General features: G+C 60.0%; 19 protein-coding genes. 8 read left to right on the top strand and 11 right to left on the bottom strand.

From position 1 onward, the window contains the following. Positions 1-13 precede the first annotated feature (13 nt). From TX24_RS00560 to TX24_RS00530, 7 genes are all read right to left on the bottom strand, one after another. A complete protein-coding gene (locus tag TX24_RS00560; RefSeq protein ID WP_056782590.1) occupies positions 14-940 on the bottom strand; it encodes a sigma 54-interacting transcriptional regulator in 927 nt (308 codons plus the stop codon). 47 nt (positions 941-987) lie between these two features. Continuing rightward, positions 988-1,569: an alpha/beta hydrolase gene (locus TX24_RS00555; RefSeq protein WP_003187610.1), complete on the bottom strand. Its 582-nt coding sequence runs from the start codon at positions 1,567-1,569 to the stop codon at positions 988-990. A gap of 284 nt (positions 1,570-1,853) precedes the next feature. Next, positions 1,854-4,790 (bottom strand): glycosyltransferase family 32 protein, encoded by a 2,937-nt coding sequence (locus tag TX24_RS00550; RefSeq protein ID WP_157255538.1) that lies wholly within the window; start codon positions 4,788-4,790, stop codon positions 1,854-1,856. Between the two features lie 195 nt (positions 4,791-4,985). After that, complete coding sequence (locus TX24_RS00545; RefSeq protein WP_003187607.1) at positions 4,986-5,387, bottom strand: ExbD/TolR family protein; 402 nt, start codon at positions 5,385-5,387, stop codon at positions 4,986-4,988. A 1-nt stretch (position 5,388) separates the two neighbouring features. Continuing rightward, complete coding sequence (locus TX24_RS00540) at positions 5,389-6,111, bottom strand: MotA/TolQ/ExbB proton channel family protein (protein WP_087149709.1); 723 nt, start codon at positions 6,109-6,111, stop codon at positions 5,389-5,391. A gap of 25 nt (positions 6,112-6,136) precedes the next feature. Beyond that, entirely contained in the window at positions 6,137-6,949 is an 813-nt protein-coding gene (locus TX24_RS00535; RefSeq protein WP_003187602.1) for an energy transducer TonB, read from the bottom strand. Between the two features lie 235 nt (positions 6,950-7,184). Further along, positions 7,185-8,036 carry a LysR family transcriptional regulator gene (locus TX24_RS00530; RefSeq protein ID WP_057702704.1) on the bottom strand — a complete coding sequence of 284 codons (852 nt, stop codon included), beginning with the start codon at positions 8,034-8,036 and terminating at the stop codon, positions 7,185-7,187. Positions 8,037-8,141: 105 nt separating this feature from the next. Between TX24_RS00530 and TX24_RS00525 the strand changes: the two genes are divergently transcribed. Both TX24_RS00525 and TX24_RS00520 read left to right on the top strand, forming a co-directional pair. Next, positions 8,142-8,603 (top strand): nucleoside deaminase, encoded by a 462-nt coding sequence (locus tag TX24_RS00525; RefSeq protein ID WP_057709527.1) that lies wholly within the window; start codon positions 8,142-8,144, stop codon positions 8,601-8,603. Next, complete coding sequence (locus TX24_RS00520) at positions 8,590-9,777, top strand: CynX/NimT family MFS transporter (RefSeq protein ID WP_003187597.1); 1,188 nt, start codon at positions 8,590-8,592, stop codon at positions 9,775-9,777. The genes TX24_RS00525 and TX24_RS00520 overlap by 14 nt, the downstream gene beginning before the upstream one ends. Here the strand turns inward: TX24_RS00520 and TX24_RS00515 are convergent. Beyond that, positions 9,748-12,063 carry a TonB-dependent receptor gene (locus tag TX24_RS00515; RefSeq protein ID WP_057709526.1) on the bottom strand — a complete coding sequence of 772 codons (2,316 nt, stop codon included), beginning with the start codon at positions 12,061-12,063 and terminating at the stop codon, positions 9,748-9,750. The two genes, TX24_RS00520 and TX24_RS00515, sit on opposite strands and share 30 nt — an antisense overlap. 155 nt (positions 12,064-12,218) lie before the next feature. Here TX24_RS00515 and TX24_RS00510 point away from each other — a divergent pair, with 155 nt between their 5' ends. The 3 genes from TX24_RS00510 to TX24_RS00500 all read left to right on the top strand — a co-directional run bounded on the left by TX24_RS00510 (position 12,219) and on the right by TX24_RS00500 (position 15,506). Then, complete coding sequence (locus TX24_RS00510) at positions 12,219-13,163, top strand: LysR family transcriptional regulator (protein WP_057709525.1); 945 nt, start codon at positions 12,219-12,221, stop codon at positions 13,161-13,163. A 105-nt stretch (positions 13,164-13,268) separates the two neighbouring features. Then, on the top strand, positions 13,269-13,730 hold the full coding sequence (locus TX24_RS00505) for an HIT family protein (protein WP_057709524.1): 462 nt from the start codon (positions 13,269-13,271) through the stop codon (positions 13,728-13,730). A 168-nt stretch (positions 13,731-13,898) separates the two neighbouring features. Beyond that, complete coding sequence (locus TX24_RS00500; protein WP_057709523.1) at positions 13,899-15,506, top strand: alkaline phosphatase family protein; 1,608 nt, start codon at positions 13,899-13,901, stop codon at positions 15,504-15,506. A 122-nt stretch (positions 15,507-15,628) separates the two neighbouring features. On the opposite strand, the gene TX24_RS00495 is transcribed toward TX24_RS00500, so the two are convergent. Beyond that, positions 15,629-16,534 (bottom strand): TauD/TfdA dioxygenase family protein, encoded by a 906-nt coding sequence (locus TX24_RS00495; RefSeq protein ID WP_003187589.1) that lies wholly within the window; start codon positions 16,532-16,534, stop codon positions 15,629-15,631. Between the two features lie 183 nt (positions 16,535-16,717). Here TX24_RS00495 and TX24_RS00490 point away from each other — a divergent pair, with 183 nt between their 5' ends. Continuing rightward, positions 16,718-17,638, top strand: coding sequence for a LysR family transcriptional regulator (locus tag TX24_RS00490; RefSeq protein ID WP_003187586.1), 921 nt, complete (start codon positions 16,718-16,720; stop codon positions 17,636-17,638). 100 nt (positions 17,639-17,738) lie between these two features. Here the strand turns inward: TX24_RS00490 and TX24_RS00485 are convergent, their stop codons facing one another. Beyond that, positions 17,739-18,740: an ABC transporter substrate-binding protein gene (locus tag TX24_RS00485; RefSeq protein WP_057709522.1), complete on the bottom strand. Its 1,002-nt coding sequence runs from the start codon at positions 18,738-18,740 to the stop codon at positions 17,739-17,741. 279 nt (positions 18,741-19,019) lie between these two features. On the opposite strand from TX24_RS00485, the gene TX24_RS00480 reads away from it, so the two are divergent. After that, the gene (locus tag TX24_RS00480) at positions 19,020-20,618 is read left to right on the top strand and encodes an ABC transporter permease (protein WP_057709521.1); all 1,599 of its coding nucleotides are present in this window, start codon (positions 19,020-19,022) and stop codon (positions 20,616-20,618) included. After that, positions 20,615-21,430, top strand: coding sequence for an ABC transporter ATP-binding protein (locus tag TX24_RS00475; RefSeq protein WP_057709520.1), 816 nt, complete (start codon positions 20,615-20,617; stop codon positions 21,428-21,430). Before TX24_RS00480 ends, TX24_RS00475 begins: the two co-directional genes overlap by 4 nt. Here TX24_RS00475 and TX24_RS00470 read toward each other — a convergent pair. Continuing rightward, entirely contained in the window at positions 21,417-22,490 is a 1,074-nt protein-coding gene (locus TX24_RS00470; RefSeq protein ID WP_003187578.1) for a fatty acid desaturase, read from the bottom strand. The two genes, TX24_RS00475 and TX24_RS00470, sit on opposite strands and share 14 nt — an antisense overlap. Positions 22,491-22,558: the final 68 nt, after the last annotated feature.

Raw genomic sequence — 22,558 nt, 5'->3', positions numbered from 1 at the left:
CAATATCTTTTATTCACGTTGATATTCCATTTTGCTCATACAGGAATTTACGCACCGATTCCTTCTCGGCTGGGCTGGCGCTGGCAAAAATTCGTCGTACTTGCTCCAGCGGCGAACCCGCCACCGGCAAGTTCAAATGCTCGGGCAAGATTTCATCGCCACTGCTCACCAGCAAGGCAAAGTGAATGACGTTTTCCAGTTCACGGGTATTGCCCGGCCAGGTGTGTTGCTCCAGCACCTGCTGGGCGGCGTCGCTGATCAGCGGCACCGGGAGGTCCAGGCGCTGGCTGTAGATGCCGAGGAAATATTCGGCCAGGGACAAGATATCCCCCACCCGCTCGCGCAACGCTGGCAGGTCCAGCCGGCCTTCGCTCAAGTAATGAAACAGACGCTCGTGGAACTTGCCCACGGCCACGGCTTGGGCCAAGTCGATGCTGGTGGCGGCCACCAGGCGCACATCCACCGGGCTCGGCTGATGGGCACCGACACGGGTGACTTCGTGGTTTTCCAGGGCCGCGAGCAACTTCACCTGGATCGGCAGCGGCAAGTCGCCAATCTCATCCAGGTACAAGGTGCCGCCGTTGGCCGAGCCGAACCATCCCGCCCGGCTGCTCGCCGCACCACTGTGGCTACCGGCGGCATAGCCGAACAACTCGGCATCGGCATAGGTGGGGCTGATGGCGCCACAGTTGACCGAGACAAACAGGCCAGTACGGTCGCTGCCACGGTGAATGTGCCGCGCCAGCAATTCTTTACCGCTGCCGGTCTCACCACGAATCAATACGGGCAAGGCACGCGGCGCAAGGCTTTCCAACTCTTCACGCAGTTGGCGTGACCGTGGGTCGACGAACACCAGCGCCTTGGCGCGGATGCTCAACGGGCTTTTTTCGGCATCGGGAAAGGTCAGCAACGGCTGGCCAAAGGTTTCATGCAGACTCATGGCAGGCTCCCGCCCCAATCCGCACAGGGACGGGGCGTTGAAAAATATTAGGCGCTGCGCCGAGCGTGGTGCTCGAGGCGATGTTGCAGGCGATAGAGGTAAGCAAACCCTTGCTCCCAGCGCCGGTGGCCGGACTTCACATTGATATGCCCGGCGCCCGACAAGATGCCGGCTTCGGCGCCCCATTGACGCGCCAGGTCCAGAGCCCTGGGGGCGCTCACGGCACTGTCGTTATCGGAGCTGACCACCTGGCTGGGAAATGGCAGCAGGTCAGTTGGAATAGGGGCGAAATTGCGCAGTGCAGGGGCACACGCAGGGCGCTCGACATCCGCCGGAGCCACCAGCAACGCACCGCGTACCTGTCGCAAGAACTGCACGGGTGCGGTGGCGGCCCAGTGGGCCACGGTGATGCAGCCCAGGCTATGGGCGATCAGGATAACCGGCGTACTGTCAGCAGCGATGGCCTCGGCCAGTGCCGCCACCCAATCCTCGCGACGCGGCGTCAGCCAATCGGCCTGCTCCACCCGTGCGCTGTTGGGCAAGCTGTTCTGCCAATGGGTTTGCCAATGATCTTCTGGCGATCCTTGCCAGCCCGGCACGATCAGATAACGAATCGACTCGCTGTGCATGGGTGTGCCCTCCTGCAACGTTTAGCGTTGCAGCTCAGTATAGGGACGACCTTCAAACAGAATAAGGAATAAAAAAGAATTTATTAATAACAAAATAGAATTTAGCCGTGTCTCCCCGCCCACACCTCAGGAAACGCCATCGCTCGCCCCGACACCCAGGTGTCAGAGCGAGACGATGCCCTTCTCTTTGGCGAAGCTGGATTACTTTCCAGATGAGCAATCAGTGGTCACGTTCAAGCGTCCAGCGCTCACTTATTGCTCATGCCGCCAAGCCTATACCCGCATTAACGAGAATGCTGCATGGAGTGCTCCGCCCCGATAGAAACCCCAAACTTATGATTCATCGGCATATAATAATCTCTCAACTCAGTGTATTTTTTTGCATAATTTTCGGGAAGGAGAACACGAGCATTCAAGAGCTCGTTTATTTCATCGACAATCGGAAAGAAACCGTAATTCTCTCGTTCGAGCACATCCCCAAACATTCTCGGACCGGTTATTTCAAAAATCTTTGTTTCATACTCTTTATAAGCCTGTTGCTCTGCGGTTGTCGCTTCCTCAGGCAGGAACGGACGATTTGCCTGCAACCAGGATTCATTAGCCTTGTATCGCTGATAAGATTCTTCCATAAGGGTATCGAGCAAAGGATTGTCGGGATGGCTAGCAAAATTACTTGTATTGAACCCATTGAAGTCCGTGGCAGCGTAAGTAACGGGCGAATTCATCAGAATATCATTTGGAGTGGCTTTCAGCATGACATCGCCTACCCCCTTAGTCAGAACATCGTCAGTATCGAGATAAATACCACCGTATTTTTTTATCAGCGCAACGCGCATGACGTCAGACGAGGCCGATAAATTCTGCCCTTGTCCTGAGCGAAAATACTGATACATCTCCCCATACTTGCCGGCATTGAGTTCTCGAAAAGCCTCCTCTTCTTTCAAATCGTGAACTTCAAGCCCACCCACTCGGTGATCCAGAGCGGATTTTATCTTCTGAAAGGCCCCAGCGTTATTGGCATCCACGTGAACGATAGACTTATACCCCGGGCTTTTCCTGGAGTTCTCAATAATATTTTCGAGCAAATGCTCTGGCATCTCATTGCCTGCCCAAAAATAGTGGATGACTTTTGGCACTTCTGTAGCGGCGGAAGGCAGCGACGGCAGTGGCGGTACTTTCAGTGTTTTATTAATAGTCGAAACCGGTGCACTTTTACTCCCGGCAGTCGCCTCGGCTTTAGTACCACTCAGCCACTTTCCTTGCCCCTTACGCCAATAAAAAATGTCATTCACTTGCCCGTTCTCGTTGAGCCCACGCCAGAGGCGTGCCTCTACGTCATACGTAACTTTTGTACCGTACTGATCTACAAAAACCATGTAGTCTTGCAAGAACATTTGATGGATATCGTCCATCGGAATCGTGAATTCCTCGAGGATCTTCGGAGGCGCAACAGGGCTCATCGGGTATCCTATCTGGCCATTGACACGTCGTGGCGGGTTGAAGTTTGGCCGCCCTTGTTCGGTGACTTGAGTGGGCGCCTGGGCTGCAATATCACCCCCTGCAACAATGCCCTCCCCGGAGACCCGCTCTGTCAGCACCTTCGCAAGCGGCGCCCCCGCATGAGTGGCTAATGGCGGCACGGCGTTCAATACGCCAAAAACGATACGGTCAGCCCCCGTCGCTTTGCCTTTGACGACATCATCAATACCGATGCCTGCCTGGGTGACCCCGGCAGCCAGGAAGAAAATATCCAGCCCTATGGCTACTTCCGGCATGACCAGCGCCAGTGGTGTCATGAACATTGCGACCTTTGTGGCCTCTTCCACACCCTGCAGTATCTTGTTCTTGGTGTAGTCGCCATCGCTGACAATGGCATTGTCGGCATCCGAGTAAGAACGCTCTTTTTGCCGAACCTTGACCGCTTCAAAAGGATCGCCACTTAATGGCTCAACGGTGATAAAACGATCCGGCACCCAGCCATTGAGCCCCGAAAGAAACGCGTTCCCTGCCGCCTGCGCTTCGGACCAATTGGCCATCCCTTCCAAGGTTTGACGCACACCATCTGAAAACGACCTTCTGGCCTGGTCCTTGAGGGAGAAATGCGTCAACAGTGATTCACGCTTTACAGGATCCCTGGCTTGCTCGGCCAGCCACGTTTTCATTTGTTCCGGATTGTCGAAGCGATGGATCGGCGAGGAATTGCCAGGGATGTAAAGCAATGTGAGCTGGGTTTTGCGGTCGGTCACACACATCAAGTCGGTGGACTGAAAGCCATTGATGCTCAGCAGACCGACATCCAGATCCGGGTCCTTGACCGCAGGCATTGTAAAATCCTGGGCGGTCAGCTCGGACCATTCCTTTTGCGCAACAGGCCCCAACGCACGCTGGGCGAGTGCTGCCTCGGCAGGCTTAAGCGAGCCTTCCAAGCGTTGTAGATTGATCGCTTTAACAAAAGAGATTTTACTCAATGATGTATATGAGCCGCTGTGCTTGTCCCAAAAGCTATCAAGGGTATTTTTATACAGTTTAGTCCGGTCTGTATCCCAGACTAATGCTTTAAAATCATCAACGGGTATGGATACCTGAGTATCCGAAGTATAAGGCGCAGCCCCCTGAGCACTCGGTTCCCGGTAAATACCTTGCCGACTGTTTGCCTCTTCGACCCAGCCGTCAATTTTATTGTAAACATACACTACCGGAGAAAAATATTTGGCAATTTTTCGAAACCAACCCTCATTATCCTCAATCGTTACATCTTGCCTGTTCTTCAGCGCCGCCTGTGTCAGTGTTATTTTTTCGACGACGTCTTTTTCGTCTTCCCCATTATCTTTAAATGTAACCAGAAACGTTTTATCGGGATCAAGATCCAATCCCCAGCGCTGCTTTATCGCTGCGGACAAGATTGTTGAAATTTCTTTTTCGGGGGTTATAAAATCGCCAGAATGCTTAATAATATAAGACTCTATATTAGCGTTTTTCTTCAATGTCGAACTTCCGTTGTTCGTCCCCCTGGAGACGCCGGCAGACTCCCCCCCTTTTGATGCACCGTATTTTCTCTGGTAGTCAACCAAACTTGGCGGCTTACAGGCTGAAGGATGTTTGAGACGTGGTGAACCGGAGGGTGGAGAGACCACCACCGGGGAATTTTCTACAGGCTTATCAGTTGACACCTGCGGATTTACAAACGTGTTTACCAGCTGAACAGGAAACCGTATAGGCATGTAATTTCTCCATTAATTAAATTGCTCCATGCACTGCCCAGCATAATCATGTCGTCCAGAATTGCACGCTTGGAAACACTCAAAAACATGTAAATTCTTTTCCTGTGCAACATCCATAAATACCTGACCCTTAAATAAAAAAAGGCCGCACCCTGCCAAGGAAAGCGGCCCAAAAACTGTCGAGATTTTTTGAAACTACCGTGCGGTGATCACCGACAACTTGGTAATCCCCGCACGCTCGATCGACGCCATGGCGCGCGCCACTTCGCCATAATTCACACCGTCATCGGCCTGCAGTTGCACCCGTACATCGGGGTCCTTGGCCTTGGCCGCCTGCAGGTTGAACTCCAGCAGGTCCGGCTGGATGGCGTCCTTGTTGATAAACACTTTGCCTGCGCCGTCGATGCTCACCACCAGCGGGTCTTTCTGCTCGACCGGCGCTACGGCCTGGGTCTTGGGCAGGTTGATCGGGATGGAGTTGGTCAACAGCGGCGCGGTGACGATAAACACCACCAGCAGCACCAGCATCACGTCCACCAGCGGCGTGACGTTGATCTCGCTCAGCACCTCATCACTGTCTTGCGTGGAGAAGGCCATGTCAGGACGCCTCCTTCACTTTTTGCGGGCTGGCGACGCTGGCTTTGGTCAGTGTCGGATGCAACAGCACGCGGAATGAGTTCTTCTGCGCCAGGCTGTAGAAGTCGTGGGCAAAGTCATCCAGGTCTGCCGCCGTCAGCTTCAGGCGGCGCAGGAAATAGTTGTAGACCAACACCGCAGGCACCGCGACGGCGATCCCCACGCCGGTCGCGACCAGCGCCGCCCCGATCGGGCCTGCCACGGTTTCCAGGCTGGCGGACCCGGCGGCGCTGATCCCCTTCAGCGCTTCCATGATGCCCCACACGGTGCCAAACAGGCCGATAAACGGCGAGGTGCTGCCGATACTGGCAACTACGGCCAGGCCGGTCTCCAGGGAGCGGCGCTCGCGCACGATTTGCTGGCGCAGGGCGCGTTCGAGGCGGTCCTGGTGATTGATCGCCTGGCTCAAATCCGCAGCGTGGGTGGTATCGCCCACCTGGATCGCGGCATAGCCAGCTTGGGCTACACGGGCGGCGGCGCCAGGCTGGGTGTCGGCGAGTTCGGCGGCCGAGTCGAGGCTCGATGCCGCCCAGAACTGTTTGTGAAACTTGCGATCCTGGGCCTTGAGGCGACCGAACTGCACGCCCTTGAGCAAGGCCAGGCCCCAGGTGGCGACCGAAAAGGCCACCAGCAGCCAGATCACCGCGCTTTCGATGGATTCAAGTGGAGATGCCAATGCCATGATGTTTTCCCTCTGCGCCGCTGAATAGTTAATGGATCTTGAAATCGATGGGTACGCTGACCCAGCCGTTCTGGGCCACATCGCCCTGCTTGGCGGGCACGAAACTCCAGCGCTTCACCGCTGCCAATGCCGCGTCATCCAACTGCTGGCGACCGCTGCTTTTTTGCACCTGGATCTCACCCGGTTTACCGCTGGCCAGCACCTGCACGCGCAGCAACACCGTGCCTTCCCAACCGCGGCGCTGAGCCAGTGACGGGTATTCCGGCGCCGGGTTTTTCAGGTACGCGGCGTTGGCCGAAGCAGGCGTCACCGGCTCTGGCGCCGCAGGTGCGGGCGGTGCAGGTGGCGCTGGCGTCGGTGGTGCAGGTGGCTGCTCGACGGCCTTGGGGGCCGGCTTGGGCTCAGGTTTAGGCACGGGCTTGGGCTTGGGTTTCACAATGGGTTTGGGCGGCGCCGGCTTGGCCGCCAACTCATCCACCACCGGCGGCGGTGGCTCGACCACAGGCGGAGGCGGTGGTGGCGGTACAGGCGGTGGCGGTTCAACCACCGGCGGCGCCGGCTGGGAAAATTCGATGGTCATCGGTGGAATTTCCGGCGGCACAATCGGCAGCACCGGCGTGGGTTTCTGGCTCACCCAATAGATCACTGCACCGTGCAGCGCCAACACCAGCAACCCGAGCAAAACCCCTTCGCGGCGGCTGGAAAAACGCTTCGGGGTCTTCTGCAGGCGCAATTGCCCCAACGGCGCGCGATGCGGCCGGCCAAGGTCGACCAACTCACCACTCGGTGCCTGGCGCCACTGCGCCTCGGGTGCACTGGCGGCGGTCTGGACATTGCCCATTGATTCACTCCCTGCGGTTTTGAAAAACCGACGGGGCCTACGTGAAGGCCCGTCGAGGGCTGAATCATCGGGGCCAGACACTTATCTCTTAAAGTAATCTTTAAAGTTATAAATAGAACAAAATTGCATATATAAAACAGCCGTTAACGCCAAAGCCACGGGGTACGTGGCCTGGCTTCAAGCCGTCGTTTTTCAATGCCCTAAAGGCATACAAAATATTCAGCAAAGGTATGGCTCAGTGCGGGTTTCCACTACACAACGCCAGCAACTCATCCAACAAACTCTGGCCCGCTGCGCCCAAGCCACTGCGACCATACAAGGCCAATCGCACGCCATGAACAGCTGGCAAGCCACTTTCTGGGCCGAGTATGCGATGGCCCGGTTGCAACACCCGTTCTGGCAATAAACTGATGCCCAAGCCTGCCGCCACCGCCGAGCACACACTGGCCAGGCTGGCGCTGGAATAGCCGATGCGCCAACGCCAACCGGCACGCTCAAGATGGTGCAGCATGTCGTTGCGGTACAGGCCGCCCACCGGGAAAGCCACCAGCGGCAGCGGGTCACGGCCCAGCGCCGGCGTGCTCAGGCTGTCGACCCAATACAAGGGCTCCGGCCACGACGCCACACAGTCGTCGCTGTCGCCCATCTGCTTGACCAGCAACACATCGAACTCACCGCCCCGGTACTGGCGCTGCAATTCAGGGCCCAGCCCGCTGGTGACCTCCAGTCGCACCCGTGGATAGGCCACCACAAACGCCGATAGCAGCGGCATCAGGCGCTCGGCGGCGAAATCCTCCGGCACGCCGAGGCGCAACACGCCGTCGCTTTGCTGGTTGATCAGCACGTCGGCGGCCTCTTCGTGCAACGCGAGAATACGGCGCGCATACGCGAGCAGACGCTCACCCTCGGCGGTGGCCACTACCCGGCGCTGATCGCGGTCCAATAACTGACAGGCCACTGCGTCTTCCAGACGGCGGATCTGTTGGCTGACGGTGGATTGAGTCAAATGCAGGCGCTCGGCGGCGCGGGTAAAATTGCCGCAGTCCACCACGGCGACAAAGCTGCGCAACAACACGGGGTCGAACAACGTCATCACCATTGCGTTTGCCACTGATTGGCATGTTTATATTTAATTTCAGCATACCCCGGTGGCTGACCATACTTCACCTTTCATCGCGCCCGGGGGCCTTGTATGACCGACGATCAACCACACCTGCAACGCGCTATCGCCTTGGCCCGCGCCAACGTCGCCCAAGGTGGCCGCCCCTTCGGTGCGGTGCTGACGCGCAACGGTGAAGTGCTGGTGGAAGCCGTGAATGAGATCCACCTGACCCAGGACCCCACCGCCCACGCCGAGCTGCTGGCAATTCGCGCAGCGAGCCGGCAGCTGGGTGCACGCCTGGAAGGGTGCGTGATCTATGCCAGCGGACAGCCTTGCCCGATGTGCTTGAGCGCCATGTACCTGTGCGGTGTAGAACGCGTAGTGTTTGCCGCCAGCAACGAAATGGCCGAGCCGTACGGCCTGTCGACCGCAGCCATTGGCCAACAGGTCGGCCTGCCTATCGGCGCGCAACGCCTGCCCATCCAGCACCTTCCCGACGCCGCAATGACTGCGCTGTATCATCAGTGGAAAACCCTGCATGAGCCTGAATAAATCCCTCGCCGGCTGGGGCCTGCTGGTGGTGCTCGGCCTGAACCTGCGCCCCATCCTCAGCTCCATCAGCCCGCTGCTCGGCGAGATTCGCCAGGCCACCGGCCTGAGCTTTCAGAGCAGCGCCCTGCTCACCAGCCTGCCGGTGATCTGCATGGGGTTGGTGGCACTGGTCGGCGTGCGCGTGGAGGCGCGCCTGGGCGAGCGTCGCGGCATCGCCCTGGGCTTGTTGATGATTCTGCTGGCGTGCCTGGCGCGCTGGCTGATGGGCCAGGCTTCGGCACTGCTGGTGACCGCGCTGCTCGGCGGCGCGGGCGTGGCGCTGATCCAGGCGTTGGTGCCGGCGATGATCAAGCGCGAATTCCATCACCGCGTGCCGGTGGCGATGGGGGTGTACTCAGCTTCGCTGATGGCCGGCGGTGGGCTGGCGGCGTTGTTCAGCCCGGTAGTGGCCACGTATTTCGAGCAATGGCAGGCGGGATTGGGTGTGTGGCTCCTGCCGGCGCTGGGGGCACTGCTGCTGTGGGCCTGGCTGCCGCTGGGCGCGGCGCGAAATCCACAGCAGGCGCCTGCGTTCAAAGGGTTACGCAACCGCCGCGCCTGGCTGCTGGCGCTGTATTTCGGCCTGGTCAATTGCGGCTACATGAGCATGGTCGCGTGGCTGCCCGCCTACTATCAGCAACTGGGTTGGGGCATGCTGCCCAGCGGTTCATTGCTGGCGTTCATGACGATTTTTCAGGTGACGGCCGCCCTGCTGATGCCAGTGCTGGCGCAACGCGGTATCGACCGTCGCCCATTGCTCAGCATCAGCCTGTTGGCGCAAACCATTGGCTACCTGGGCCTGATCATTGCGCCGCAGGAATATCCTCACCTGTGGGTGGCCTTGTGCGGCTTCGGCCTGGGCGCCTGTTTCGCCCTGAGCCTGCTGCTGACCCTCGACCACCATCGCGACCCTCGCCAAGCGGGGCAACTGGCGGCGTTCGTGCAAGGCGTGGGCTTTTTGATCAATGCGATTTCGCCGTGGCTGACCGGCTGGCTGCGCGAGCTTACCGGCAACTTTGTCAGTGCCTGGGTGGTGCTGACGGTGACGGTAGTGGCGATGCTGCTGGTGACGCGGGTGTTCAGCCCGGCCACCTATCGCACCGACCTAGAAGTCGTAGCGCCCAGTCACGCCTAAGGTGCGCGGCGTGCCCAGCAAGCCCTCGTAACCGCCGTTACCGCCGGTCCACAGAGTGGTGTAGTAGGTTTTGTCGAAGGCGTTTTTCAGCCACAGCGACACATCCCACTGCCCTTGGTCATAGTCGCCGCGCAAACCGGTAGACAGGTTGACCACCGCATACGCCGGGATCTGCCCGTAGTCGGAATCTTCCACCGTGCCCACCGCCTTGGAACGGAACGCGTAGCTGGCGGTGACATAGGGTTCGAAGCCGTTCGCCAGGTTCCACTTGTACTCGCCGTTGGCGTTGGCGATCCACTTGGAGGCGCCCACTACCTGATGGCCGCTCAAGTCGCAGGACGCCGGCGCACCGGGACGCAGGCTGGTTTCCGGCGGGCATGGCGCATCCTTGTAAGACAGGTACGTCACGTCATTGAAGGAGCCGTTGATGTTCAGGGTCAGGCCCTTGATCGGCACCAGGGTGCTTTCCACTTCCACGCCCCGCGAGCGCACCGAGCCGGCGTTGGTCAGGTACTGCACGCGGTTGTCCTGGTCGTAGGCGTTGGTCTGGTAGCCGTTGACCTGGGTCCAGAACAGGTTGGCATTGAGCTGCAGGCGGCGGTCCCACAACGTGCTCTTGAAACCCATCTCGGCGTTGTTGGCGCGCTCGGTGCCAATCAGCAACGAGTCGGCTCCGGCTGTCGGCGCAGACCCCACCGCCAGGTTCACACCGCCGGATTTCTCGCCATGGGACAGCGTCGCGTAGCCCAGCAGGTTTTCGTTGAAGTGATAACTGAGGTTGAGCAGCCCCGACGGCGTGGCGCTGTATTGCGACAGGTCGCCTGAATCATAGGCCCCGGTACGCCCACGCCGCGCCGTGGCGGCAGGCCCGCTGACCGCCGCGCCACCGACTGGCGCATTGCGCGTGACCCAGGCGCTTTTTTCTTCATAGGTGCCGCGCACACCGGCGGTGAAATCCAGGCGCTCGGTCAGGTGCCAGGTGCCTTGGGCGAACAGCGCGAAGCTGTCGGTGCGGATATGCCCGTTGCCCACACTGCTCACATTGCTCAACGCACCGGCAGGCGTGCCGTTCCAGATATCGGCCTTGGGCCCGTAGTAGGCAAAGGATTTGTTATCCAGGTCGGAGCCGAAGTAGTAAGCGCCGAGTACGTAATCGAAGAAACCACCGCTGGGCGACGCCAGGCGAAACTCCTGGGACCACTGCTTATCTTCCACCGAAACCCCGGCGTTATACGACGCCGGTACATTGAGGCCGTCATCGTTGCGCGGGGTGAAATTCCACCAGCGGTACGAACTCACCGAGGTCAGGGTGAAGTCGCTGGGCAGCGTCCAGTTGGCTTCCAGCGACGTACCGCCCTGGAACACCGTGACGTGCTGGTCGTTGTCCAGGTTGACCTTGCGATGGGTGCCGTCCACCAGGGTGGCGCCTGCCGCGTTGGCCCGGGATTGATACAGGTTGGTGCCATTGATGGTCGGCCCGGTGCTGTACAGCACGCGGGTGCCGGCGCTGGAGTCTTCTTCGTTGTAGTCGCCGATCCAGCGCAGGTTGAAGGCCTCGCTGGGTTTGTACAGCAGTTGCCCGCGAAAGCCCTGGCGGGAGCCGCCGTTCAGATCATGGCCGTCATGTTCATTCTTGATATCGCCGTCGCTGCGCGTGCGATAGGCCGAGAAACGCCCCGCCAGGTCATCGGTCAGGGGTCCGGAAATCGTGCCCTTGGTCTGGAAATAACCGTCCTCGCCCAGGGAGGTTTCGATGCTGCGCTCTGGGGTAAAACTCGGCGCGCGGGTGCTGATATTGATCACGCCAGCGGTGGTGTTCTTGCCGAACAACGTACCCTGGGGACCGCGCAAAACCTCAAGCTGCTCGATGTCCATCAGGTCGAACACCGCCATGCCCGGGCGCCCCAGGTAGACGTTGTCGATATACAGCCCCACGCTGCCTTCCAGGCCATCGCTGGCCGGGTTGTTGCCCAGGCCGCGGATCGACACGCTGGACTGGCGCGCATGCATATAGGCGACGTTGACGCTGGGCACCAATTGCTGCAAATCCTGGATGCGATACACCCGCTGGGTTTCCAGGGCCTGGCCGCCGACCACGCTCATGGGCGTCGGCACGGCCTGGGCACTTTCGGTACGCCGCCGGGCAGTGACCGTGACAGTTTCCAGTTGGCCACTGGCGCTTTCGCCCTTGCCGGCAGGCGCGGGGTTTTCAGCGGCCTGGGCCGGCGACCAACTGGTGCTGCCGGCCACCAACATAGCCAGGGGCAAGGACTTGAACAGACTCATAAGCGGCTCCAGAACCCCGGAATATTCGTCGCCTTATATTCCTAAAGGTTATTTATTTATGTTTTTACGAACATTTACTGCATAAGAGATAGCCTTTATAAGGAGTCGACGTAATGCATAGCCAATGCATTTCCCGGATATTTTTGATGTGAAAAATGCATATCGACCTGCGCCAGCTTCGCCACTTCATCGCCCTCGCCGAACAACGCAGTTTCGTCGCGGCAGCAGCAGCGGTGAACCTGTCGCAGTCGGCGTTCAGCCGCAGCATCCAGGCCCTGGAACACAGTGCCGGCTGCCAACTGGTGGACCGTGGCCGCAAAGACCTGGCGCCCACCAAGCAAGGCCAGGTAATGCTCGAACATGCACGGCGCCTGGTTAGCGGCGCACAACAACTGGCCAACGAAATCAGCCAGTTCAACGGACTGGAAGCCGGTGAACTGCGTTTCGGTTGCGGCCCCGCGCCGGCAGCTGGGTTAGTCCCATGTGCCATCGGCAGTTTTATCGGGCGCTACCCCAAGGCCCGCGTGCAGTTCCAGGTGGACGACTGGCAAAGCCTGGGCAAGCGCCTGCTCAGCGAAGAGTTCGAATTCTTCGTCGCCGACACCCGCCACTTCGAAGCCAACCCCGACTACCACACCCACCGCCTGCGCCCGCGCCGTTGGCACTTCTGCTGCCGCGCCGGGCACCCCTTGGCCGCACGCCACAGCGTCAGCGCCGCCGAGCTGATGAGCTACCCGCTGGCAGTGACCATCCGCCCGCCGAACCTGCGCAAAGTCATCGTCGACCTCAGCGGCCGGCCGGATTACCAGCCCAATGTGGAATGCGAAAACGGCTACAGCCTGATGGGCGTGGTGCTGCGCTCGGACGCCATCGGCATCGTCAGCGCCAACAGCGACGTGCTGCACATGGCACGGGGCGAGTTGGTGTGTTTGCAGATTGAGGGATTGGACGAAAACCTGGAGGAGCGCTACACCCGCTACGGAATCGTCAGCCGCGCAGGGTATCGGTTGTCGCCGCTGGCGCAGGCGATGATTGAGCAGATCAAGGAGATTGACGAGAGGGACGAGGATGTTTATGCGTTGGAAAATATTGCGGTCTGACTAAGCGGTGAACAGCGGCCCGCAACGTCAGTGAAGTCATCGTTAGATAACAAAGATCACATACAAGAGGGTCTACCTTTTGACTCGCACGAGGAAGCGCATTTGATGGACTGTATTTTTTGCAGCATTGCCCGCGGTACTGCACCCTCCCACCTCCTGTGGGAAGACCAGACCCACATGGCCTTTCTCTCCATATTTCCCAATACGCCGGGGTTCAGTGTGGTTATCCCCAAAACCCATCACGGCAGCTATGCGTTTGCCGAACCGGACACCGTGCTGTGTGACTTGGTCATCGCAGCCAAGAAGACGGCGAAGCTTTTGGACAAAGCGCTAAAAGGTGTGGCTAGAACGGGCATGATTCTGGAGGGTTATGGCGTCGATCATCTGCACGCCAAATTATTCCCGATGCACGGGACCGGGGAAGATAGCGCCTTCAAAAAAATCAGTTCGACCCAGGACAAATATTTTGAGCGTTATGAAGGCTATGTCTCCTCCCATGACGCGGCCAGGGCAGATGATAAAGCGCTGGCAGGACTGGCCGCTCACATCAGGTCCTTCGCCGGGTAAGCCTGCTCCCACCATTTGATCGCGGGGTGCCAGGTAGATATGTGTCTGCGATGACGCCAGCAGCCACACCCATGCACTCAATGCATAGAACCCAGTCCCCAAATGCACTTGCCAGAGCGCCCCTCGAACGGCGAAAAACCCCACCTGTCCTCCGTTCGGTAAATTCCCATGTCTGACCCCAAACCCGTGCGCAACGTGCTCTACATCATGTGCGACCAACTGCGCCGAGACTACCTGTCCTGCTACGGCCATGCCCATCTGCATACGCCGAATATCGACCGCCTGGCCGCCGCCGGCGTGCGTTTCAGTCGGGCCTATACACAAGGCACCATCTGCGGCCCGTCGCGCATGTCGGCCTACACCGGGCGTTATGTCAGCAGCCATCAAGTGGCCTGGAACGCAGTGCCGCTGCCCCTGGAAGAACTGACGATCGGCGACTACCTGCGCCCCCACGGCATCCGCACCGCACTGGTGGGCAAGACCCACGCCACGCCGAACCTGGAAGCCTTGCAGCGCCTGCAGATCGACCCCGACAGTGCCCAGGCCGAGCCGCTCAATGAAGTCGGTTTCGACACGTATTTGCGCCACGACGGCATCTACCCCGACAGCCCGCTGTTCGACGATAAGCGTGAGTCCGCACCCTACACCCAGTACTTGCGTGACCACGGCTACAGCGGCCGCAACCCTTGGCACGAATGGGCCAACGCCGCCGAAGGTGAAAACGGCGAAGTGCTCAGCGGCTGGCACATGCGCAACGCCGGCAAACCCGCACGTGTGGCCGAAGAACATTCGGAGACCGTCTACACCACCGACCGCGCCATCGACTTTATCGACGAACAAGGTGAACAGCCCTGGTGCCTGCACCTGTCGTATATCAAGCCGCACTGGCCCTACATCGCGCCGGCGCCTTATCACGCGCTGTACGGTACCGAGCATGTACAGGCACCGATTCAACCTGAGCACACCAGCGATCACCCGGTGTACCAGGCATTCCGCCAACACCAGGAGAGCCAGAATTTTTCCCGTGACGAGGTGCGCCTCACGGTGATTCCGACCTACATGGGCCTGATCAAACAGATCGACGATCAACTCGGGCGGCTGTTCTATTTTCTGCAAAGCACTGGCCGCTGGGACGACACGCTGATCGTGTTCACCAGCGACCACGGCGACTTCCTCGGCGATCATTTCCTCGGTGAAAAAGAATTCTTGCTGGAGCCTGCGGTGGGTGTACCGCTGATCGTGCGCGACCCGCGTGCCAGCGCCGATATCAGCCGCGGCACCGTAGACGAGCGCCTGGTGGAAACCATCGACGCCCTGCCCACCTTCCTCGACGCCTTGGGATTGCCCGCCGCCGACCATCGCCTGGAAGGCCGCTCATTGATTCCATTGCTGCAGGGCGCACAACCCACCTGGCGCCGCTATGCCATTGCCGAATATGACTACGCCTTCCAGGCCCCCGCTCGCGAGCGCCTGGAGCAACCCATCGACCGTTGCCGCATGACCATGGTGCGCAGCGAGCGCTGGAAGTACCTGGCGTACGACGGCTTTCGCCCGCAACTGTTCGACCTGGAAAACGACCCGCAAGAACTGCACGACCTGGGCAGCGATCCTGCCTATGCCGAGGTGCGCGAGACGCACCTGGGTTATCTGTTCGACTGGCTGCGCGGTTTGAAGCGGCGCACCACCATCAGCCACACGGAGGTTGAACTGCGTGGGCAATGGTTTCGTTATGGTGAACCAGAGGCAGAGAAAGTGGTGAAGATCGGGGTCTGGTAAACACCACAAACCAAATGTGGGAGCGGGCTTGCTCGCGAATGCAATCGGTCAGTTGATGAATACGTCGACTGACACTGCGCATTCGCGAGCAAGCCCGCACACATTTTTAATCTTCACCCGGCTTAGAGACCTTTAGTGGTTTTGCTTGATTGACCCTGCACCCCCACCGGCACATCCCCCTTGAGCGTAACCCGGCGCACGATGCGCTCCTGGGTGCCGTAGTCGTCCACCGCGTAATGCTGGGTGGCACGGTTATCCCAGATCGCCACGTCGCCGGTGTTCCAGCGCCAGCGCACGGTGTTTTCCAGGCGAGTGACGTGGCCTTGCAGCAGGTTGAACAACTGCGCCGACTCTGCCTGGGAGTAGCCTTTCAGGCGTTTGACGAAGTGCCCCAACAGCAGGGTTTTCTCACCACTGACCGGGTGCACGCGCACCACCGGGTGTTCGGTTTCGTACACCGTGGAAGTGAACACCTTGCGGTATTCCTCCAGCTTCTCCACCGCCACATCCGGCTTGCGGGCGGCATAGTCGTATTCGTTGCTGTGCACTGCCCACAGGTGGTCAGCCAATGCGCGCAGTTCCACGCTCAGGTCGTTGTAGGCAGCGGCGGTGTTGGCCCATACGGTGTCGCCACCGGAAGCAGGCGCCAGCACCGAACGCAGGATCGAGGCCTTTGGGTACGCATCGACGAAAGTCACGTCGGTGTGCCAGGAATTGGCGCGCTGGCCACGGGTGCCATCCAACTCCATCAAGAAGCGCGTGCCGTCCCGCACCGGCACCGTCGGGTGGGCAATCGGCTCACCGAGCAGGTGAGCAAAGGCTTCCTGGCTCTGGTCATCAAGATGGGTTTGTTCGCGGAAGAAGATCACCTTGTATTGCACCAGCGCCTGCTGAATGGCTTCGACGGTGGCGGCATCCAGCTCACCGGACAGTTTGATGCCACGGATCTCGGCACCGATTCGCCCGGCCACCGGGTGAATATCGAGTGCGTGGGCGATGGGTTGAACGGCTAATGCGGCGTTGCTCATTGTGATGACCCTCATGTGCCTGCGAAATGGTGGGGGACGCTTCCAGCAACGCTCTATTCATATGCAATTTAGGTCTAGCAAATGAATGAATGCTTCGTTGACGGAATAAGAGCTTGCATTTAAAACCTCAGCTTGCTCGGTCGCAAATGCCTTCGACCTATTTTTAAAATGCCGGGAAAGCATATGGATCTTCGCCAACTGCGCTACTTCATCGCCCTCAACGAACACCGCAGTTTCGTGCGTGCCGCGGACGCCATGGGCATCACCCAACCAGCGTTCAGCCGCAGCATCCAGGGGCTGGAGCAGGAGTTCGGTTGCGTGCTCGTAGACCGTGGCCACAAGGACTTGCGCCCCACGCCGGAAGGCCAGGTGGTGTTGCAGCACGCCCTGAGCCTGGTGCATGGCGCAGCGCTGCTGAGCAGTGAAGTGACGCGCATGACCAAGCTGGACGCCGGCGACCTGCGTTTCGGCTGCGGCCCGGCGCCCGCGGTGAAACTGGTGCCGGATGCCGTGGCGCGGTTTATCAACGCGCACCCGAAAATCCGCACCACGTTTCAGGTGGATAACTGGGAAACCCTCAGCCGCCGCCTGAGCCGTGAAGAGATCGAATTCTTTATCGCTGACATTCGTCAGTTCGAGGCCGACCCGAATTTCCAGACCCGCGCACTCACCCCCAAACGCGGGGTGTTTTTCTGCCGCCCTGGGCACCCGTTGTTGGCCAAGGACAGCCTGTCGACCAACGATATGTTCGACTACCCGCTGGCGGCGCCGCTGATTTCCCAAGGCATTCGCAAGCTGTTGGCCAACCTGAGTGGGCGTATGGATTTTTCACCGAGCATCCAGACCGAGCACTTCCCGGCGCTGGTGAGCATCGTGCTGCAAACCAATGCCATCGGTGTCGGCACTGAAGAAGCGTTTGCCGAGGACATTGCCAGGGGGGCGTTGGTACTGCTGCACTGGCGCAACTTGCCGCAGCACATGGACACCCTGAGTGCACGCTGCGGGATTGTCAGCCGCACGGGGTCGCGGTTGTCGCCGGCGGCGAAGGCGATGATTGAGACCTTGGTGGAGGTGGATAGTCAGCAGGTGAGTGTGGCGGTTTGACGGGCCTCATCGCAGGCAAGCCAGCTCCCACATTTGGAATGCATTGCAACCTGTGGGAGCTGGCTTGCCTGCGATAGCGATAGCCCAGGCACCGACAAGCTCAGAGCCCCGCCGCCGCCAACCCAGGCACCACCCAATCACTCACCTGAAACGACCTGCGAATCAACTTCTCTTTGGACGCCAAGTCCACCGCATCCTGCAATTTGCCAAGGAACACCGGGTCCAGTGTGGAGGGGAAAACTTCGCTGAGTTTCTGGTCTTTCAAATCATTGGTGAGGATCACCGGCGGGTAACTGGCCAGCCCTGACACCAGTGCGATGTACGCCTGTTTGTTGTTGTCATCGGTCAACCACTGCACCGCTTGCTGCTGAGCCTTGAGCAACGTGGCCACAGCGTCTGGGTGTTCATCGACGAATTTGGCGCTGCCCACCAGCACGGCCTGGATGCTGCCGGCATCGCCCAGGTCTTTGGTGGTCAGCGGTATCTCTGCCAAGCCTTTGGCCTGCAACGCCGTCAGGGTGGAACCGCCCCAGGTGGCGTCAATCTGCTTGGCGGCCAGGGCGGCAGCGGCCGCGTTGAAGTCCAGGTTGATCACCTTCAGGTCCTTCTCGCTCAAGCCCTGGCTGGCCAAAGCGCTGTCGAACGACAACTGGCTGGCCGTGCCACGGAACACCGCCACGCGCTTGCCCTTGAGGTCTTGCAAGGTCTTGATGCCGGAGCCCGGCACCACGCCGAGGTAGTGTTTCACTCCCCGTGCGGAGGCGCTGAGCAGCCGCGTGTCCAGGCCATTGGAGCGGCCGATGATCGCCGCCAGGTCGCCCAGATAGGCCAGGTCCACCTGGCCGTTGGCGAACGCTTCGTTGATCACCGGGCCGGCGCCCTTGAAGTAATTCCACTGGATCTGGATGCCTTGGTCGGCAAAGGCTTTTTCAAAGATCTGCTGCTCACGCAACACGTCGGTGATGCCACCGCCGCTGTGCTGGCTGCCGGCACTGAGGTCGGGCACCGCAATGCGGATTTCCTTGAGGTCGGCGGCATGCACCAACCCGGCCAGGGCAGTGCCGACGAACAGGCTGATCAGACGTTTAAAGGGCAGTTTCATAAGCGCAGCTCCTGGTGGGCGACGGTCGCCTGGGGAGCAAAAAGTAGGCACAGACTGAACAAAACTTTAAATACTATAAATTCACAATTTAATAGCTTTTAGAACTATGCAAGCTAACCCGCAGCCTCCAGCGGGGTATGCACAAACAGCATCGAAAATATTCTTCGAATGCATTGGATGCGTGGCGGTGTGAGGCTTTAAATGACTTTTCTTATCTCACAATCATCTTGATCACGCTTTTGTAAGATCGAAATCACATAACGCATTCGGAGGTCTTCCATGGCCCGGATTTCACTTCTGAGCCTGCCGCTGGCGGCCCCGCCCAAAGGCATCGCGTCGCGCTGGCCGCAGCTGGGCCAGCGTTTATTGCCGTGGCTGCTGCCACTCACGCTGTTTGCCTTATGGTGGCTGGCCAGCCGCAATCATTGGATGAGCGAGCAGATTCTGCCCACTCCCGCCCTGGTCTGGAGCAGCGCGGTGGAGTTGGCCGGCGGCGAGTTATGGAGCCATCTGGCCATCAGCTTGCAGCGTTTGTTCTGGGGCCTGCTGGCCGGTGTCAGTGCCGGCGCGATACTCGGCGCGTTCCTGGGTTTCAGTGCGCGCGCCGAGCGCTTGGTATTCCCGACCTTCAGCGCACTGGCGCAAGTGCCGACCCTGGCCTGGATCCCGCTGTTCATGGTGTTTTTCGGCATTGGCGAAACCCTCAAACTGGTGGTGCTGGTCAAGGCCATCGTGGTGCCCGTGACCCTGCATACCCTGGTGGGCGTGCGCGATGCCCAGCCCAACCTGCGCGAAGCCGCCCGGGCGCTGCGCCTGCCTGGCCACTTGCTGATCCGCCGTCTGATCCTGCCCGCCGCACTGCCGGCGTTCATGGCCGGCGTGCGTCTGGCCCTGGGGGCCGGCTGGACTTCCTTGCTGGCCGTGGAGTTGCTGGCCTCCAGCGAAGGCATCGGCTACCTGATGGTGTGGGCGCGCCAGTTGTTCATGCTCGATATCGTCTTCGTGTGCATCGTGGTCATTGGCGTGCTGGGTGTGGTGATGGACCGCGGCATCGGCTGGCTGGATCGCAAGTGGGTGCACTGGCCCCACCCTGCCACCGCGCAGATCCGCCGCGGGCCACGCTATGAAGGCTGGCAACGCCTGCAGCCCTGGTTGTTACCCTTGCTGTTGTTGGCGCTGTGGCAGGCAGCGACGCAACAGGGCTGGGTAGACCCGAACATTCTGGTCAGCCCCTGGACCGTGCTGCAAACCACCCTGGCCGGCGCACTGGATGGAAGCCTGACCACAGCCTTGGGCAAAAGCCTGGGCCGAGCCCTGGGCGGCTTGCTGCTCGGCGGCAGCCTGGGCTTTGCCGTGGGCCTGTGGCTGGGGTTGTCGCGGCGCAGTGAGCGACTGTTCGGCCCAACCTTGTCCGCGCTGCGTCAGATTGCGATTTTCGCCTGGGTGCCGCTGCTGACCGCCTGGTTCGGCCTGGGTGAGTTGGCCAAGTGGGTGTTTATCGCCCTCGCCGCCTTCTTCCCGTTGTTTATCGCCACCCAGCGCAGCGTGCTCAACCTGTCGCCCCAGCTGCGCGAAGCCGCGCAGGTGCTGCGCCTGAACCTCTGGCAACGCCTGCGTCGCCTGGTGCTGCCGGGCGCCGCGTCGGGGATTTTCGCCGGCCTGCGCCTGAGCCTGATCTACGCGTGGATGGGCACCCTTGGCGCCGAATATTTCATGCCCTCCAATGGCGGCATCGGCAGCCTGATGATCGGTGCCCAACAGCTGCTGCGCATGGACCTGATCATGAGCGGCATGCTGCTGGTCGGCCTCACCGGCGCCACCCTCAACCTGCTCGGCCAACGCCTCGAAACCCGCGCCACTCGCTGGAGACACGCATGAACGCACCGATTGTCAGCTTCAACCACGTGGGCAAGTCCTTCGACGTCGATGGCTTCGAACTGGAAGCCATCCGTGAATTCAACTTGGAGGTGGCCGAAGGGGAATTCGTCGCGATTGTCGGCGCCAGCGGTTGCGGCAAGTCGACCCTGCTGCGCCTGCTGGTGGGGCTCGATACGCAGTTTCGCGGCGAGATCCAGGTGGATGGCAACGCTGTCAGCGGTATCGGCGGCGAACGCGGCATTGTATTCCAGGAGCACCGTCTGTTTCCGTGGCTGACCGTGGCGCAAAACATCGGCTTGGGCCTGGTCAACGAGCCGCTGAGCGAGGCCGAGCGCACGCGGCGCATCAACGATTTTATCGAGCTGGTGGGCCTTACCGACTTCACCCGTGCCTACCCGCACCAACTCTCCGGCGGCATGGCGCAACGGGTGGCGATTGCCCGCGGCCTGGTGGCCAGCCCGCGCATCCTGTTGCTGGACGAGCCCTTCGGCGCCCTCGACGCGCTGACTCGTCAGCAGATGCAGGATGAACTGCTGGCGATTCGTGCCAGCGCCAGGATCACCACGGTGCTGGTGACCCACGATGTGGAAGAGGCGATTTTCCTGGCCGACCGTGTGGTGGTGATGGAGCCCAGGCCCGGGCGCATCAAGCAAATAGTCGACATCGCCCTGCCCCATCCACGCCAGCGCAGCAGCTTTGAATTCCACCAACTGCGCGAAGAACTGCTGCACGAGTTGATCAGCGATGACCACTACCAACCGCCCGTGCGCGAACAGATTCGCGATTTGCCCCTGGCGTTTATTGCCTGCTGAGGTGAGCTAAATCGCTGTGTGCCTGCTCACGTCGCTCGAAGCGGTTGGCGCGGGCAAAGGTGCCCAAATCATTGAAGCGCACCCCCATCTCGGCCATGACCTTATGCGCCACCTTGGTGGTCATCTGGCGGATGTAGAACGGCTCTTTCACCACAAAGTGATGGATGCCGTGGGTGCTGCCGAAGTTGAAGCAGAACGCCTGCAACGGCCACAGCCACCAGGGGTTCAGCACTTGGGTTTGCTGGATCACATTGCCCAGCTCCACATCGCCGTAGTAATGCATGTTGGAGCTGACAAAGTGCAGGCAGAAGGTGCGCAACACGTTCGGGCCGATGATCACCACCGCAGCGATATCGATCACCTGCATCACCTGCAAGGTACCGGCTGACCACTGAATGGGCGCGCCCATCAAACTGGCAATCCCATTGGCGGCATGAAAGCCCAGGAAGACGTACCACGCGCCCCAATGCAGCAAGGCCAGCGGTGCGTACACCAGCAGCACGCGCTTGAGGATGCTGAACCTGTGCGGCCAGGTCTTGGCGCGCAACAGGCGGATCAAGGCCGACATCATGTTGTCCCCCACCATCAGCAACCGCGCGATGCCCCAGGGTTCGCCATTGGTGATCGCGCGCTCTTCCATATCGGCCTCGGTGCCCGAAACCTTGTGATGGTTGAGGTGCAGATGCCTACGTATCCACGGGTTGATGGTGCTCGGGCGCGCCAGCCACACCAGGCCCATCATCAAATTGTGGGGCACGCGCTGTTTGCGAAAGTACATGCTGTGGATCAGGTCGTGTTCCAGCTCGTGAGTGAGCGAGGCGAAGAACGCATTGAGCAGCAGGCACACCCACCAGGCCATGTGACCGCTGATATAGAGCGCCGCCGAGCCGAGCATGCCTAACAAGGCAAAGGCCAGGATGCCCGCGCCCAGCGCGTCCTGATGCAACAACCAGGGGTGCCGCTGGCGCAGGCGCACGCCCTCGGCCATCACCACCTCGCGGATATGCGCCGAACGCTGTTGTGCGTTCAACGGCTGGGGGCTTGCAGAAGTACCGTCCATGCTTCCATTCTCTTGTGAAGTGATGCCTGAATCCTGCACCTAACCCTAGCGCAGGACGCTAGCCGCGC

Source organism: Pseudomonas lactis (assembly GCF_001439845.1).
GTDB lineage: Bacteria > Pseudomonadota > Gammaproteobacteria > Pseudomonadales > Pseudomonadaceae > Aquipseudomonas > Aquipseudomonas lactis.
Note: the sequence above shows the minus strand (reverse complement) of the source record. Positions and strands in the feature narration are given on the sequence as shown.

Coding starts and splice junctions, on each gene's coding strand:
- TX24_RS00560 (WP_056782590.1), bottom strand. CDS start 940: ATGAGTCTGCATGAAACCTTTGGCCAGCCGTTGCTGACCTTTCCCGAT.
- TX24_RS00555 (WP_003187610.1), bottom strand. CDS start 1,569: ATGCACAGCGAGTCGATTCGTTATCTGATCGTGCCGGGCTGGCAAGGA.
- TX24_RS00550 (WP_157255538.1), bottom strand. CDS start 4,790: ATGCCTATACGGTTTCCTGTTCAGCTGGTAAACACGTTTGTAAATCCG.
- TX24_RS00545 (WP_003187607.1), bottom strand. CDS start 5,387: ATGGCCTTCTCCACGCAAGACAGTGATGAGGTGCTGAGCGAGATCAAC.
- TX24_RS00535 (WP_003187602.1), bottom strand. CDS start 6,949: ATGGGCAATGTCCAGACCGCCGCCAGTGCACCCGAGGCGCAGTGGCGC.
- TX24_RS00525 (WP_057709527.1), top strand. CDS start 8,142: ATGACCGACGATCAACCACACCTGCAACGCGCTATCGCCTTGGCCCGC.
- TX24_RS00520 (WP_003187597.1), top strand. CDS start 8,590: ATGAGCCTGAATAAATCCCTCGCCGGCTGGGGCCTGCTGGTGGTGCTC.
- TX24_RS00515 (WP_057709526.1), bottom strand. CDS start 12,063: ATGAGTCTGTTCAAGTCCTTGCCCCTGGCTATGTTGGTGGCCGGCAGC.
- TX24_RS00510 (WP_057709525.1), top strand. CDS start 12,219: ATGCATATCGACCTGCGCCAGCTTCGCCACTTCATCGCCCTCGCCGAA.
- TX24_RS00505 (WP_057709524.1), top strand. CDS start 13,269: ATGGACTGTATTTTTTGCAGCATTGCCCGCGGTACTGCACCCTCCCAC.
- TX24_RS00500 (WP_057709523.1), top strand. CDS start 13,899: ATGTCTGACCCCAAACCCGTGCGCAACGTGCTCTACATCATGTGCGAC.
- TX24_RS00495 (WP_003187589.1), bottom strand. CDS start 16,534: ATGAGCAACGCCGCATTAGCCGTTCAACCCATCGCCCACGCACTCGAT.
- TX24_RS00490 (WP_003187586.1), top strand. CDS start 16,718: ATGGATCTTCGCCAACTGCGCTACTTCATCGCCCTCAACGAACACCGC.
- TX24_RS00485 (WP_057709522.1), bottom strand. CDS start 18,740: ATGAAACTGCCCTTTAAACGTCTGATCAGCCTGTTCGTCGGCACTGCC.
- TX24_RS00480 (WP_057709521.1), top strand. CDS start 19,020: ATGGCCCGGATTTCACTTCTGAGCCTGCCGCTGGCGGCCCCGCCCAAA.
- TX24_RS00475 (WP_057709520.1), top strand. CDS start 20,615: ATGAACGCACCGATTGTCAGCTTCAACCACGTGGGCAAGTCCTTCGAC.
- TX24_RS00470 (WP_003187578.1), bottom strand. CDS start 22,490: ATGGACGGTACTTCTGCAAGCCCCCAGCCGTTGAACGCACAACAGCGT.